15 protein-coding genes and 1 other RNA gene are annotated in these 13,505 nt (G+C 43.2%); 9 read left to right on the top strand and 7 right to left on the bottom strand.

Annotated elements, in window-relative coordinates; all coding sequences use genetic code 11:
• Positions 1-2: 2 nt before the first annotated feature.
• The gene (locus Psch_RS20175; RefSeq protein ID WP_190259498.1) at positions 3-506 is read right to left on the bottom strand and encodes a Mu transposase domain-containing protein; all 504 of its coding nucleotides are present in this window, start codon (positions 504-506) and stop codon (positions 3-5) included.
• Between the two features lie 158 nt (positions 507-664).
• Between Psch_RS20175 and Psch_RS21550 the strand changes: the two genes are divergently transcribed.
• Together Psch_RS21550 and Psch_RS20170 are read left to right on the top strand one after the other, a co-directional pair.
• A complete protein-coding gene (locus Psch_RS21550) occupies positions 665-811 on the top strand; it encodes a MerR family DNA-binding transcriptional regulator (RefSeq protein ID WP_345789108.1) in 147 nt (48 codons plus the stop codon).
• Positions 781-1,116: a MerR family DNA-binding protein gene (locus Psch_RS20170; protein ID WP_345789107.1), complete on the top strand. Its 336-nt coding sequence runs from the start codon at positions 781-783 to the stop codon at positions 1,114-1,116. Before Psch_RS21550 ends, Psch_RS20170 begins: the two co-directional genes overlap by 31 nt.
• Positions 1,117-1,429: 313 nt before the next feature.
• Here Psch_RS20170 and Psch_RS20165 read toward each other — a convergent pair whose 3' ends face one another.
• Entirely contained in the window at positions 1,430-2,254 is an 825-nt protein-coding gene (locus tag Psch_RS20165) for an AlbA family DNA-binding domain-containing protein (RefSeq protein ID WP_190259497.1), read from the bottom strand.
• A gap of 1,033 nt (positions 2,255-3,287) precedes the next feature.
• On the bottom strand, positions 3,288-3,437 hold the full coding sequence (locus tag Psch_RS20160) for a hypothetical protein (protein WP_190259496.1): 150 nt from the start codon (positions 3,435-3,437) through the stop codon (positions 3,288-3,290).
• Positions 3,438-3,907: 470 nt separating this feature from the next.
• Between Psch_RS20160 and Psch_RS20155 the strand changes: the two genes are divergently transcribed.
• The 7 genes from Psch_RS20155 to Psch_RS20135 all read left to right on the top strand — a co-directional run bounded on the left by Psch_RS20155 (position 3,908) and on the right by Psch_RS20135 (position 10,525).
• Positions 3,908-4,123: a helix-turn-helix domain-containing protein gene (locus tag Psch_RS20155; RefSeq protein ID WP_190259495.1), complete on the top strand. Its 216-nt coding sequence runs from the start codon at positions 3,908-3,910 to the stop codon at positions 4,121-4,123.
• An 87-nt stretch (positions 4,124-4,210) separates the two neighbouring features.
• Positions 4,211-5,401 (top strand): hypothetical protein, encoded by a 1,191-nt coding sequence (locus Psch_RS20150; RefSeq protein ID WP_190259494.1) that lies wholly within the window; start codon positions 4,211-4,213, stop codon positions 5,399-5,401.
• A 12-nt stretch (positions 5,402-5,413) separates the two neighbouring features.
• On the top strand, positions 5,414-6,805 hold the full coding sequence (locus Psch_RS20145; RefSeq protein ID WP_243124264.1) for an ATP-binding protein: 1,392 nt from the start codon (positions 5,414-5,416) through the stop codon (positions 6,803-6,805).
• A complete protein-coding gene (locus Psch_RS21305; RefSeq protein WP_243124263.1) occupies positions 6,774-7,091 on the top strand; it encodes an ATP-binding protein in 318 nt (105 codons plus the stop codon). The genes Psch_RS20145 and Psch_RS21305 overlap by 32 nt, the downstream gene beginning before the upstream one ends.
• A gap of 11 nt (positions 7,092-7,102) precedes the next feature.
• Positions 7,103-7,522 carry an ATP-binding protein gene (locus Psch_RS21300; protein WP_243124262.1) on the top strand — a complete coding sequence of 140 codons (420 nt, stop codon included), beginning with the start codon at positions 7,103-7,105 and terminating at the stop codon, positions 7,520-7,522.
• Positions 7,485-8,651: an ATP-binding protein gene (locus Psch_RS20140; protein ID WP_243124261.1), complete on the top strand. Its 1,167-nt coding sequence runs from the start codon at positions 7,485-7,487 to the stop codon at positions 8,649-8,651. Before Psch_RS21300 ends, Psch_RS20140 begins: the two co-directional genes overlap by 38 nt.
• Positions 8,651-10,525 carry a radical SAM protein gene (locus tag Psch_RS20135; RefSeq protein ID WP_190259493.1) on the top strand — a complete coding sequence of 625 codons (1,875 nt, stop codon included), beginning with the start codon at positions 8,651-8,653 and terminating at the stop codon, positions 10,523-10,525. The genes Psch_RS20140 and Psch_RS20135 overlap by 1 nt, the downstream gene beginning before the upstream one ends.
• A 480-nt stretch (positions 10,526-11,005) precedes the next feature.
• Here Psch_RS20135 and ssrA read toward each other — a convergent pair.
• From ssrA to Psch_RS20115, 4 genes are all read right to left on the bottom strand, one after another.
• Positions 11,006-11,356: a transfer-messenger RNA gene (gene ssrA / locus Psch_RS20130) on the bottom strand.
• A gap of 125 nt (positions 11,357-11,481) precedes the next feature.
• Complete coding sequence (gene smpB / locus Psch_RS20125; protein ID WP_190259492.1) at positions 11,482-11,946, bottom strand: SsrA-binding protein SmpB; 465 nt, start codon at positions 11,944-11,946, stop codon at positions 11,482-11,484.
• A 210-nt stretch (positions 11,947-12,156) separates the two neighbouring features.
• Positions 12,157-12,708, bottom strand: a complete 552-nt coding sequence (locus tag Psch_RS20120) for an HD domain-containing protein (RefSeq protein WP_190259491.1) — start codon at positions 12,706-12,708, stop codon at positions 12,157-12,159.
• 212 nt (positions 12,709-12,920) lie between these two features.
• The gene (locus Psch_RS20115; RefSeq protein WP_190259490.1) at positions 12,921-13,325 is read right to left on the bottom strand and encodes a PaaI family thioesterase; all 405 of its coding nucleotides are present in this window, start codon (positions 13,323-13,325) and stop codon (positions 12,921-12,923) included.
• Positions 13,326-13,505 lie beyond the last annotated feature (180 nt).

The raw sequence follows: 13,505 nt of genomic DNA, 5'->3' as shown, positions 1-13,505 counted from the left end.
GGTTATCCAATGAGAGCACCTCCGGAGACCAGTGACTCATAAACCTCAAGGCTTCTTACTTGCACCTCGGGTAAAAGTTTCACCTTAGCAATGTTCTCCCATTTGGGTGAGAGACCCCGGTAATGCTCTTTATCCATGATAACCTGGTGTTTTTGTTCTGCTATAAGATGTTTGGCGATAAGAGTTCCCTTGTGGTAAATGCAAAGCCAGCCATTAGAACCTTCCTGAATTTCTACGGTTTGATTTACATATTGCCAGGGTACAGAGTAACAGTTGGCTTTATATGATACCAGACAATCAATAGCAACCTTCCGAAGTTGGCATGTTTGCATGAGATATGGCGGCTTGTTGCCAAGTGGCCGAAGGTTTTCCCGTTTGAAACGCTCTGCCGGCTTTTCATGAACAGTTCCATGAATCCGCTGATCGGCTACATCCCTGACCCAGGATCTAACTTGCTCATTGGCAGAATCCAGTGACAGGAATTCCTGACCGGGTAAAAAAGACAAGCCAAAGCGGCTGTATTTTTCATAATCTCACCTCGACGTACAGAAAACTTTGTTTTGACATCCCCCCTTTGCGGTTGTATAGTAGTTATACAACTTAAAGTTAGGTTTAAGTCAAGAGGTTTTATGAAAGTTTTCAAAAAATGTGGAGGACAATATAGATGTACTACTCTATTGGTGAAATTGCCAATAAAATGGGAATAGCAGCATCGACACTGCGCTACTATGACCGTGAAGGACTTTTCCCGATGTTGGACGCAGCAGCGGAGGCATTCGCGTGTTCACTGATTCAGAAATCGAAACGCTGAAAATCATTGAATGTCTGAAATCCACCGGGATGCAGATTAAGGATATCAAACAGTTTATGGATTGGTGCAAAGAGGGTGATACCACCTTGCAGCAGCGCAGAGATATGTTTTACGAACGCAAAGCTGCTGCTGAAAAGCAGTTGGCAGAGATAGAGAGGACTCTGAACATGATCAAATTTAAATGCTGGTATTACGATACTGCTTTGGAAGCCGGTACGGAAACGGTGCCGAAAAATATGCCTATTGAAAAGATACCGGATGACGTCAAAGAATATAAATACACATTCTCTGAATGGCCGGTTTAATGCCGGCTACCAGATGGTATATTTATCCTCAATTGTGAGTGTGTCCGAACTTTTTGTAAAGTCCAAATTGATGTAAAATAAGGCGTTTATTTTTGTTTTGGGGACAGCTGATCGAAGCAGCGAGGCTGTCCCCTTAAGTTTGGATTATACTTTTTTCTAAAATAAATCGAATAATCACATATGCCCCTCCAAACATTTTATTCTCTTGTTCCAAATCCATATTTCTTGAAAACGGCCAGCAACTTTTTCCAGTGTGGTGGATAATCATTGCTGCCATACCTTCTTAGCTTCTTGCCCTCATCGAAGTCAATAGTTAGTCTTTTTCCGCCTCAACCACAATTTCTGGGATGGTTCCTTCAATTCTCCGGTTGTCCAAAAATCTCTCCCCACGAGGACCTTTCACATTTTCATTGGTACCAGCATACATCAAAAAGGCCACAAACAAGGATGGAAAGAATTGCTGTGGAAATATACCAAACATCAACATGCCAGCTAGAGTCGGCACCAATTGTCCTTCATGTTCAGTAAGGATGTTTAAAGCTTTAAGCAATTGCTCACGAGGGATCGATAACAATCGGGATACCGGCTTTTTTTCTTTTATTCTGGGAAGATAATTTTCAATCGCTTGCTCATCCAAATCTTCCGGTTTGGCTCTAATCACCGGCTGCAGGTCTTCCGTGACCTGGCCCCTGCTGCTTACAAACATGTATATTTCATAATCAGTCATCTTGCGGTCGCCATCTGCCACTCTTATATAGGAACCTCCATGCAGACCCGCCGGCTTATAGTAACAAGGTTTCAGTTCAGTGGGACATTCAGGGATTTCTGCTGCTAATACTTTTACACCCTCGAGCTTTAAGGAGGTGAAGATGGTACGCACAGGTGGTTCCATTTGTGCAGCAACTTCCCCCACTTTTTTCATAAGGTCTTCCAGGTTATAAACTCCTACAGGCTTAAAATCACTCTCTTCATCCAAACCAAAGATAATAATGCCACCGCCTGACCGGTTACTCAGGGAAGACAGGCTGTCATAAATTTTTGGCGCTCCTTTGGCGGCAGCTTTAACCTCAAGGTTATCCTGCTCACTGAGGAAGGACTGCACTTCGTAAATGAGCTCCCGGAGTTCTTCTTTAGTCAAAGGATAATCATCCCTTTATATAAACTCAAATCGCAATTCCTACGATCAAAATTATCAAATGTCTTCATTTAGTCCATATTTCCGCATCAAGCTAAAGAGCCACCTACATATTATTGGTTACCTACAAACGGGGCAAACAGCTTTACCATTACAAAGAACCCGAATCTCTTCCTTTCGTTGATCCCATAGGGGGTCAGTGGCCAAAATTTTTTGTCCCTCTAATAAGGCTGTTTGCATAATTTATTCCCCAGAGGTAGCACTACAATTGAAAAAAGCTTATTTTGAGAATATCCTCTTCTGTAGAATTATGCCACTCCCTGGAAATATTCTGAATTCACAGTGAAAATCCTTCCAACTCTGCTGGGGATAAAAAAACAACTTAACCGGCAGCGCTTCAGGGAAAACATACCGGAGGAAAGCCACCCCTTGGTTAAGCTAGGGCTGTAAAGATTTCCTCTTCCATATTACACTGCAAACAACGATAGATTACCATTGCCTCCTGTTTTACAGATGGCCTTTTCTTTTTCTTTCTTGTTTTTTGCCACAATCAAACACCTCCGTCCCCTCCGAAAAAATGTCATAGAATCCCCATATTTCGGGTGCCATATTTTTACCAACTCCATCTCACTACCACACCGTGGACATATGCATGGATCTGAACCGAATTCTTTTTATCATCCGTTCACGATAGTAGGCGTTAAGGTGTGAGATACAGTAATCAATGTAGTGCTGCTCATCCACTTCCGCGTCATCCCAGTAATGAAGTAGCTCAATATCTGCCTCTATTGCGCCGTTTTCGAGCAAGCTTCAGTTCGATTAGTTTTCTGCCATCAGCATCGTAGTAGATGTAAGTGGTGAGCTTTTTATGGCTGGTTTTGAATTGTCTTGTCATAATTTGAATCATTTGGTTTTGAAAAATTTGGCTTTGAAAAATCCGTAGAAACGAAAAGAGACGGGCGGGAATACCAGTTTTTGGTGTAATCCTACCCGTCCTGCGGTTCTGCGGGATTTCGTTATTAACTTATGTTCACTGTTAAGCGGCCTCCGAGTTGATAACCTCTGCCGTACCATCAGGTTTGAAGCGGATCAGCGTCTTGTAGCCCTTATGCACGATCTCGAAGATGCTGGCCATTTCATCTATACGGCAGACCAGTTTGCCATTGCTGTTCTTGATCTCTCGCATCTTGTTGGCTCTCCTTTTCTTGGTAATTTAATTGGACTTCGTGTTGCGTGCTTTAATGCGTATTTATAAGCATTAAAGCCAAGTTACAGGTAAAATTAGTGAAGTATACATAAATAAATGATATAATGACTTTTGGGTATATTTGGTGGAATCAGTCGATCATTACGGAGCTAAAGGTTTAGTTGTCTTTAACTTGTCGGTGATGCAATTAACTGTATTGCCTTCGTTGGTTCATGACTTTTGAAGCAAATAGCCAATGAACCGCTTGAAAAAATAATGGAGCTCTACAGTCAGAGCCCCAAGCAGGTTTTTATTGTGCTTGATAAAAAAGGGTCGTATTCTAAACGGAAATACTCAAACAGACCATGGTGTTACACCTCTCGGATAATGGAAATGAGCTATTTGAACGTTCGTGGAATATAAAATAGATTATTGATGCTGGATTAAGTAGAAAATGGAGGTTCATTTAGATGAGCAAAGACAACCTCAATATTGAAAAATGGTCATCAATGGATACGATTACCGACTATCTCGATGTGAGCCGTGAAACGGTGCTGCAATGGATTAATAACCGCAATATGCCGGCGCACAAGGTCGGTAGGCAGTGGAAGTTTAAGCTTTCCGAAGTGGATGAGTGGATACGTTCCGGCAGCGCGGCCGAAAAGGGCAATTCAGAGAATGAATAGGCTTTTAACTTTGTGATGAATTATTGAAAGAACGTCGCATGACTAGTAAATCCTAGTACATTGAGTAAACCTTAGGAGGAAAAACAGATGGCAAGCCGAAACGACGGCAGCAAACCTCATGTGAAAATACGTGACATCCTTACGGAGGAAACTGGCGGCAAGAGCTATAAGGCTCATAAATATAGTTTAGATACGACCGAACGGCCAACTATTGATTATGGAAACAATCAAATTGTATGGAAAAAGACTGCCGAGACCACAAAGCATACGAAATATATTGATCTTAGTCGCTTGTGCAAGATAATTACTCAGCAAAACGACCAGATTTTGAGCTATTTCCTTGACGGTTCACGTCGCGTATTTAAAGTGGATGACAGAGCTTATTATGATGGAAGCAGAAGCATGATTTTCCCAATAATCGCAGGTCAAATTGGCGTTGGGTGTTGCCGCCGTGTCGACAAAAGAATGGTGCCTGAAAAGTTTAAGCGAGAAATCGTTCTCTCAATGCCGGATATTGCTAACGCCGGAGGAAAACCGGGATTCTTCCAAGCAACTACTAAAAAGATAAATGAGTGCAAGGAACTAAAAAAGATTGGTGTAGAGTTCAGTGCCATACTTCCCTATAGAACCTCGAAGAATGAGGAAATGAAATTTGAAGATAAAGCGACAGCTTGTGTTCAGGATAAGATGATTGAATGTGAAAAAGAACTTGTTGCCGAACTTGTCCGAGAAGGCAAGTTGAATCAGGATAACTATCTTATTAAAGATGGTTCATTGGAATATAGACCTACTCAGAAAGATAAGAAGGACAAGAAAAGCTACCAAACTTTTAAAAATAATTACAGCTGGGTTTTAGGGGCTTCAAAGAATTTCAACCCCGAGGTCTGTTTGGACGTCAATGGAAAACCAAATCCGGGTTTTATAGCCGATTTGCCTCTTTACCACAGAACACCTGTGTCTTGTTATGAAAACCCAGATTACTTAGGTGACGTACAGTTTGCCGTTTGGTATATAAGACTACGAGACCAACATAGAACACGGTCGCCTTTTGATGGAATCCTTAAAATTGAAAAAATACTCGTTACAGACGAGGAAGTGAGTGAAGGTATGAACAGCGAATTGGTTGATACATTGAGCACATACTTAATCAACGAACGAAATCCTGTGTGCTATGGCTCAGATTTAAGATGGGCAAACCATATCTACCCGATATACTTGACGGAGTCGTTTGTCAAATCAAGATATCTTAGTGCAGATAGCTTTTTACATTTATTCTGAGGAGGACAAAAAATGAACAAGCTTATCGGACGAGTGTTGGCTACTGAAAAAGCGCCTACAACCATGGACAAGTTTAATTTTTGGACAGATGCGAATCTTCAGCTTCATGCTTTCGATATCGTTAAAGTGGAACACATCGACAAATCGTTCACTTTTGGCGTTATTGAAAACATCTCTCACATTACGGATGCGCAAAGTTTCCTGACCAATTTCATTTCCTGTGATTTCGGCGATGTTGAAATAGACGAGCCGACATTGCGCATCGGAATGAATTATGCTGAAGCCAAAGTTTCGTTCAACAGTAATAATCTCTATACTCCCGTTCACAACAACGCTAAAGTTTACTTAGCCTCCGCCGAAGAAATCACTATGGCTCTAGGACTAGACAAAATACAAAATCCGCTTGTATGCGGTTCACTGAAAATGTATGAGGGTACAAAAGACGAGGTTACATTGCCGGTAAAGCTGAATTCAAAGTTCATACTTGGTCCGGAGGGCGCACACCTTAACATTTCAGGAATTTCGGGGCTTGCGTCAAAAACATCATACGCTATTTTTTTAATGAAGGCGATTCAAGATCAATACCTCAGTATGACGAATTCTGATGACAGCGTTGCCTTCGTTATTTTCAACGTCAAAGGCTGCGACCTTATGGCCATAGACAGAGAAAACGATTTTGTCCAAGATATGCCAAATGCTAAAGAAGAAACTCTTTTTGAGTATAAGAATTTAGGTTTGTCCCCCGAACCCTTCAAAAACGTGAAATATTTCATTCCATATTATGACAGCAACTCAGCTAAGCAAAGCACATATCTCCCAAAAAGTGATATTGCACGTTATATGGAAGACGGTCAGTTAAAAAAATACAAGTATGTATATTCGAGCGATAAAGAGAGCATCGAAATGATGTTTTCAAATATTGATGACCCTGCACAAACAATGGAATCCATCATCAGTAAAATTATTGATGAAGACGACCCGGACTTCAAAGGACTATCAACGTGGGCAGATTTTATTGACAAAGTCACCGAAAATTCGCAGAAAGGATCCGGGCAAAAAGGAAGCAACGATATTTCTGTGTTAAGTTGGCGTAAGTTTAAGCGTATTGTTCGCAAAGCCATTCAAGATGAAATGTTTGCCAACAGGGTTGTCCCTGAAAGGAACGAGTGTCGCTTAGCCGACGAGCTTAAAAAAATTGGCAAAAACGACGTAGTTGTCATTGATATCGCAAAATTGCCGGAAGATAAACAAGCTTTTGTTTTTGGCGATGCAGTACGTACGATATACAATCTGAAACTTGGCGAATATGATGCGGAAACTGATGTCGCACCTCCTTCAAGGATAATTGTTTTTATAGATGAGTTAAATAAGTATGCTTCGAAAGACGTCCCCCATTCTCCGTGAGTTGTTGGACGTTACAGAGCGTGGACGTTCCTTGGGTGTTATCTTGTTTGGAGCAGAGCAGTTTCGCTCCGCAATCCATGACCGTGTTACAGGAAACTGTTCGACACATGCCTACGGACGGACAAATTCGATTGAAACAACTACTAAGAATTACGGAAGCCTGCCCACCACCTATAAAAATATGCTGACCCGTCTTGAGCAAGGTGATTATCTAATTCAGAACCCGGTGTTCCGTTCGTTGTTGAAAATCCGTTTCCCTAGGCCAATTTACAAGCAGTTTAAGTGAGGAGAAAAGCCATGCAAGAATATGTCTTTGGCGCTAACATCATTGAAAATCTGACTACCGGTATGTATCAAGATTCTAAGGTTATATATCGGGAGTACATACAGAATTCATGCGACCAAATCGATAAAGCGGTCGCCGAAGGCCTTCTCCGGGAAGGGGAAGGCAAGATCGAAATATGGCTTGATTTCAGTCAGCGTACGATAAGCATTGAAGATAACGCCACTGGTATTCCTGCATCCGAGTTTGAGCGAACACTCGGTAACATTGCAGATTCTGACAAGCAAATAGGTAAAGATAAGGGATTCCGGGGAATAGGTAGACTTTGTGGGCTTGCCCCATTGCAAGGAGCTTGTGTTTACATCCTCGGTAAAGGGCGAAGGCACTATTTCGATTATGCGTTGCGACGCAGAGATGATGCGCCAACTGATTGACGAAAATTCGCGTGGCAAAAAGCGTACGGCGAGCGAGGTTCTTCGCGCTATAAACAAATTCGAGAGTAAGAAAACGAAAGATATTAATGCCCATTTCTTTAAGGTAGAGCTGATTGGCATAAACAAAGAAAACGAGGATTTACTCGACACAAAAAAGATAAGAGAGTATCTATCATTCGTTGCGCCTGCACCCTATCAAAATACTTTCCATTATCGGGAAAAAGTAAAAAAGCATGCAAAGGAGATAGCCTATCACATTGATGAGTATTCTATCACTCTTGATGGTGAACCAATATTCAAGAAGTATACCACCATCTTAAAAAAGGCTGATAACAGTAAAATAGATGAAGTATTTGATGTGGTTTTTAAAGATTTTCGTGACGAAAATGGCAATCTAATTGCGTGGATGTGGGTAGGTCTTACCCAATTCAAGCAGGCTATCCCGAAAATAAACCAAATGCGTGGTCTCAGGCTGCGTAAAGAGAACATTCAAATCGGCGGTGAGGACGCGTTGCAGAAGCTGTTTAAAGAAGATAGAGGAAACAGCTATTTTGTTGGTGAAGTGTTCGCTGTAGCCAAAGATTTGATACCTAATTCTCAGCGGGACTATTTTAACGAAAATCCTACTCGTGCCTATTTTGAGAAGTTACTTAGACGCTTCTTCAATGAGGAATTGCACAAAATTTATTATGACGGCTCAGCGGTCAACAGTGCCTATAAGAAAATCGATGCATATAAGGTAAAGGAAGCTGAGTTTGTTGAAAAAGACAAGAAAGGTAGCTTTGTTAGTAAAGAGTATCGTACTATTGAATATGAAAAAGTTCAAGTCGCTAAAAAACAGGCAGAAAACGCACAAATTATAATTGTTAAAACAAAAGAAAAAGCCGACGGCATCTTTGCTAAAGTTATCGAACGTATTGAGAAAGAACATCCTCAAGAACCAGTTTCAACAACTCCATCTGCAGGCCCACCGAAACCAGCCCGCCCCGTACGCAGAACGGATAAGCTTTCAGCTTATAACAGAGATGAGCGCAAACTCATTTCAAAAATATTCGATATAATCATTTCGGCAACCGACAGCAAAACAGCCGAAATGATAATAAGTAAAATTGAAGATGGTCTTTCATAATGGGAAGAATTCTTTTACTTGAACCAAAATACAAAAACAAATACCCGCCGATGGGTTTGATGAAACTTGCAACCTACTATCGCGATCGGGGCAATGATGTCCGCTTTTTCAAGGGGAACCTTAAGGAGTTTGCCGCTTCGCTTCTGTGCGAAGAGTACCTTCTGGAGGTTTGTGATTCGACGCAGGCGAAATACGCTTCACAATTGTTTCAGTTCATTAAAACCGGGAAGTATGCGCCTATCGAAGCAATTCCAGGATTCAGAGGAAGTGATAATGAATCCCTTCTGAAACTATATAGGAAAAAATATATAGACGAACGATTCCCTCAATTTGATGTAATATGCATTACAACTTTATTTACATTTTATTGGAAAGAAACTGTTGACACGATAAATTATGCAAAGAAGTTCCTAAAGAAGAGAGGGAAAATATTGGTTGGCGGTATAGCTGCGAGCATAATACCGAATAAGATTTATGAAGACACCGGAGTTATGCCGATTATAGGGTTGCTTAACAAGCCGGGTGTCCTTAATAGTGATAGTGAAGTTATAATAGATGAGTTGCCATTAGACTACTCTATTTTAGAGGAGATAGACTATAGATATCCCGCAAGTAATGCATATTTTGCCTATATGACTCGCGGCTGCACAAACCGCTGTGATTATTGTGCTGTCCCACGCTTAGAACCACACTATTGTAATTATATCAGTCTTAAGCCTCAACTTGAGAAAGCGGACGCTATGTTCGGAGCACAGAAGGATTTGCTGCTTATGGACAATAACGTGTTTGCGTCCGAGCGTTTCGATGAAATCATTGATGAGATCAAGGCCTGCGGTTTCGGACGGGGGGCGTCTTACACACCACCAAGCGAGTACGAAATCGCTATCAATAATCTTCGTGCCCCAAAAAAGGAACGCCGCAATGTTCGAGCATATATGAAAAAGATAATTGGACTATATGACAGAATTTCAGAGCGGCTTCCAGAGAAAGAGCAAGCTGAATTCTATTTGGCAAGGGAAAAAGCGGATTTGCTGTACGCAGTTTACGCTAAGCGTGAATCAATCCTTGAGTTTGACACAATCGCTCGACCGCTCTACGAAAAATACTTCAAGCGGGTTACTCGAGCAAGGTATATTGACTTCAACCAGGGCGTTGACGCAAGACTTGTAACAGATGAGAAGATGAAAAAATTGTCTGAAATCAACATCCGCCCCTTGAGAATAGCGTTTGACCACTATTCTACAATGAAAGACACATATATTAAAGCTGTAAAGTTGGCAGCAAAATACAACATCAATGATTTATCAAATTACTTGCTCTATAATTATAAGGATAAACCAGAGGATTTGTACGAGAGAATGAAACTCAACGTTGAGTTGTGTGAAGAACTTGGTGTGACAATTTATTCTTTCCCAATGAAATATCACCCCATTGATGACCCTGATTACTTTGACAATCGCGATTACATTGGTGTTCATTGGAACAGAAAATTCATTCGTGCCATACAAGCCGTTTTAAATGCAACTAAAGGTAAGATTGGTCGAGGAAAAACTTTCTTCGAAGAAGCATTTGGGTGTAACGTTGACGAATTCAGGAAAATACTCTGGATGCCAGAGGCAATGATAATTTATAGATATAAGTATGACAAAATCAAAAGAGAACAGTACGGCAAATTCAAAGGGAAAGAGGTACACTATGACGACGAGTGTGACCTGACTAACGAATGGTGGCAAAAATTTAACTCTCTAACTGATGAACAAAGCTTAACGCTCAAAGCAATCGTTGCAAAAAACCGTTTCACGGAGGAGGATTATAATACCAACGACGCAGCAATTCTTGAAGTTCTTGAGTACTATAAGGTGAAACGTGATTAGAAACAATAACAGGAGCTTTGAGAGAGTCAAAATGGCGACAACAATAAATTCAGCTGAGGATAAGCGCATGCACCTCTTTGGACGAGGAATAACAGGAATGGTATTTTTTCTATCGTTGACGTTGTGGTGGTTTAGACTGACCAGGCACGCAGCGGTGTTAATGTCAATAGAAAATTAGGCCACTTGTCGATGTATTTTAGGCCATCAGGGAATAAAAAATTAGTAAATAAAAATTAACGTTTCCCCTAATTTTCAACGATTACTTATTGGCGGTGCACACCCTGCTATCTTTTAACGATTATCCCGGCCAACACCACAGGAAAATGTCCGGGGGTAATCTTATCATCGCCAAAATAAACGGCCGTAAAACAACAAAAGCCGCTCCGCAAAACGGCGGAAACGGCTTTATTACTGGGCTTTTAGGCAAAACAAAAACCACCCGCCAATAAAATTCTTTTTATCAATAGATGGTAGAATATTTGGTGGAGGCGGGGGGAATCGAACCCACCGTCCGAAGGACCGACCACAGGAGTATCTCCGAGCGCAGGCTGCAGTTTAGGTTTCGCTCCGCGGGCGCCTACAGCCGGGCTCCGTTGGAACTATCTCGATGAATCTTACTTGAACCCTCCGAGAATTGGGTTCAAGCCAGCCCGTTTCAATGACCCCCTAGCCCGGGCCACGGGCCCAGCGCGGGTAGAAGGTTAGACAGCAATTAAGCTGCTAAAGCGTATTCGTTCTTGGCAATTATAGTTTTCCACCGTGTTGCGGGCTGATGGAACCCCGGCTCGCTCCTCCTGCCACCGCTTCCCCCGTCGAAACCTTTACGCCCCCATAATTATTATCGGGTTGTTTTCTACCGGGTTAAACGTGACAAAAACATATTTTCGTTTTTCTATAAACATTTGTGCGAATGAATTCGCACCTACATTAATCAGCTTTCCCCTCCGTGATGAATCTTAATAATTAAGCTTTGACCTTTCCTTCATCGCCCGGTCCATTTCCCGCTTGGCGTCTTTGGCGGCGATGTCGTCCCTGCGGTCGTACAGCTTTTTGCCTTTGGCCAGGGCTAACTCGACCTTGGCCAGACCGTTCTTGAAGTACACCTTGAGCGGGATCAGCGCCAGGCCCTTCTCCCTGGTCTTGCCGAGCAGCCGCATGATTTCATACTTGTGCATCAGCAGCCTGCGCGTGCGCTTGGGTTCGTGGTTGAACTGGTTCCCCTGCTCGTAGGGGCTTATATGCATATTATATAGCATCAGTTCGGCGTTTTCAACGCGGGCGAAGCTGTCCTGCAGGTTGGCCTTGCCGGCGCGGAGGGATTTGACCTCGGTCCCGAACAGGGCGATGCCGGCCTCAAAGGTCTCCATAATATGGTACTCGTGCCGGGCCTTTCTGTTCTCGGTGACATTCTTGACGTTCATGCCGGTTCTCCCGAAAAATTAAACCCTTTTCCAATCTCAGGGATAAGGGCGTTTCGTAAACTAGAAACAAAGCAGTCTATAAAGCTATGCCGGCAAAGCGGCGTGTGTAAATGAGTTCCATACACAGTATATAAGACTGTTATAGCCTGGCAAACATATTTCTGCGTATTCTAATTATAGCAGTTGGCCCGGAATTGTCAAGACGGGTGGTTACAGCTTCATCTCCGCGGCAATGCTCTTCATGGCCTCCAGGCCTAGACCCACGAATTCTTCCAGGGAAAGTCCCAGCTCGGAGCAGGCTTTCATTGTCTCACGGTTGGCTCCACGGGCAAAGGCCTTTTCGTTAAACCGCTTCATTAGAAAGGGAACTTCAACGGCGGCCAGCTTTTTCTCCGGCCGGATCAGGGCGCCGGCCACAATGAAACCGGTCAGCGGGTCAGTGGCGTACAGGGCCTGGTCCATTAAGGACAGGCGGGGGAGGCCGTGGAACTCATTGTGGACTTTGATAGCGTAAACGATATCCGCAGGCAAGCCCAACTCCGCCAGCATCTCCGCGCCCTCAAGGCTGTGCCTGGCCGGGTCGTCCTTGGTGCGGTCGTAGTCGATGTCATGCAGCAAACCGGCCAGACCCCATTTTTCCTCATCCTGCTCGAAATGCCTTGCCAGGCGGCGCATTACGGCTTCAACGGCGAGGGAATGGTTAAACAGGTTCCGGTTGGTAAGGTTTTCTTTCAGCAATGCCAAGGCTTCTGTTCTTTCCAAGTAGATCAATTCTCCCTTCACGTTGCTTTGTACAATATAAATTCGCTCCCGCTTTAACACCTTTTTTATACTACTTCAAACATATTCGTCTAATCTTTTATGTTTTTACGCCTTACGCCCTATGGCCCTACGCCTCAGTCATCATACTGAAGTTCTGTAAGCAACTTGAAAGCCCGTTAACTTCTATTAATTCATCCCATTATGTTTTAATTCTATACTTTTACCGGCATAAACTTGGCGGTTGCTTTGGCGGCCACACTGCCGTCCGGGAGCAGGGCATCGGCCTCCATCAAGAACAAGCGGCGTTTGTTGGCAACCAGCCTGCTTTCTATGGTCAGCTTCGCTCCTATGGGTACCGGATTGACAAAACGTGTCGTCATTTCCGCAGTCATGGCAGACAGCTCCCTGCTCCAGAGCCATTGGGCCATAACCTCATCCAGTATTGTGGTTAACAAACCGCCGTGCATCACCCCGTTCCAGCCCTGGTGCTCGGGTCCGGCGATGAAGGAGGCGCGGCAGATATCCCCTTCATGCTCGAATACCAGCTTCAACCCGATAGGGTTTTTGGGGCTGCAGGCAAAACACATATGGTTGCTGTCTTTAAGCAGTTTGGACATTGCATGAGCCTCCTTCTACCTGAAAACACACATAGAACGCTTCAAGAAAATGTAGGTCGAATTGATTCGCACAAATGCAGCATTGGCTGCCACAAGTTCGGCTGGCACACCGTGTGCTATTGAAATGGCGCCCACATTGCCAAGTTTTCATCCGCTGCCGGCGCTGCGCAGCGGCATGAT

It is taken from the genome of Pelotomaculum schinkii (genome assembly GCF_004369205.1).
Lineage (GTDB): Bacteria > Bacillota > Desulfotomaculia > Desulfotomaculales > Pelotomaculaceae > Pelotomaculum_C > Pelotomaculum_C schinkii.
The sequence above is the reverse complement of the archived record's forward strand: the minus strand, read 5'-3'. Positions and strand labels throughout refer to the sequence as shown.

Excerpts from the sequence above, each read along its gene's own strand:
- Psch_RS20115 (WP_190259490.1), bottom strand. The coding sequence starts at position 13,325 with ATGTCCAAACTGCTTAAAGACAGCAACCATATGTGTTTTGCCTGCAGC.
- Psch_RS21300 (WP_243124262.1), top strand. The coding sequence starts at position 7,103 with ATGCAAGAATATGTCTTTGGCGCTAACATCATTGAAAATCTGACTACC.
- Psch_RS20145 (WP_243124264.1), top strand. The coding sequence starts at position 5,414 with ATGAACAAGCTTATCGGACGAGTGTTGGCTACTGAAAAAGCGCCTACA.
- smpB (WP_190259492.1), bottom strand. The coding sequence starts at position 11,946 with ATGAACGTCAAGAATGTCACCGAGAACAGAAAGGCCCGGCACGAGTAC.
- Psch_RS21305 (WP_243124263.1), top strand. The coding sequence starts at position 6,774 with ATGCTTCGAAAGACGTCCCCCATTCTCCGTGAGTTGTTGGACGTTACA.
- Psch_RS21550 (WP_345789108.1), top strand. The coding sequence starts at position 665 with ATGTACTACTCTATTGGTGAAATTGCCAATAAAATGGGAATAGCAGCA.
- Psch_RS20160 (WP_190259496.1), bottom strand. The coding sequence starts at position 3,437 with ATGCGAGAGATCAAGAACAGCAATGGCAAACTGGTCTGCCGTATAGAT.
- Psch_RS20150 (WP_190259494.1), top strand. The coding sequence starts at position 4,211 with ATGGCAAGCCGAAACGACGGCAGCAAACCTCATGTGAAAATACGTGAC.
- Psch_RS20155 (WP_190259495.1), top strand. The coding sequence starts at position 3,908 with ATGAGCAAAGACAACCTCAATATTGAAAAATGGTCATCAATGGATACG.
- Psch_RS20135 (WP_190259493.1), top strand. The coding sequence starts at position 8,651 with ATGGGAAGAATTCTTTTACTTGAACCAAAATACAAAAACAAATACCCG.
- Psch_RS20140 (WP_243124261.1), top strand. The coding sequence starts at position 7,485 with ATGCGTTGCGACGCAGAGATGATGCGCCAACTGATTGACGAAAATTCG.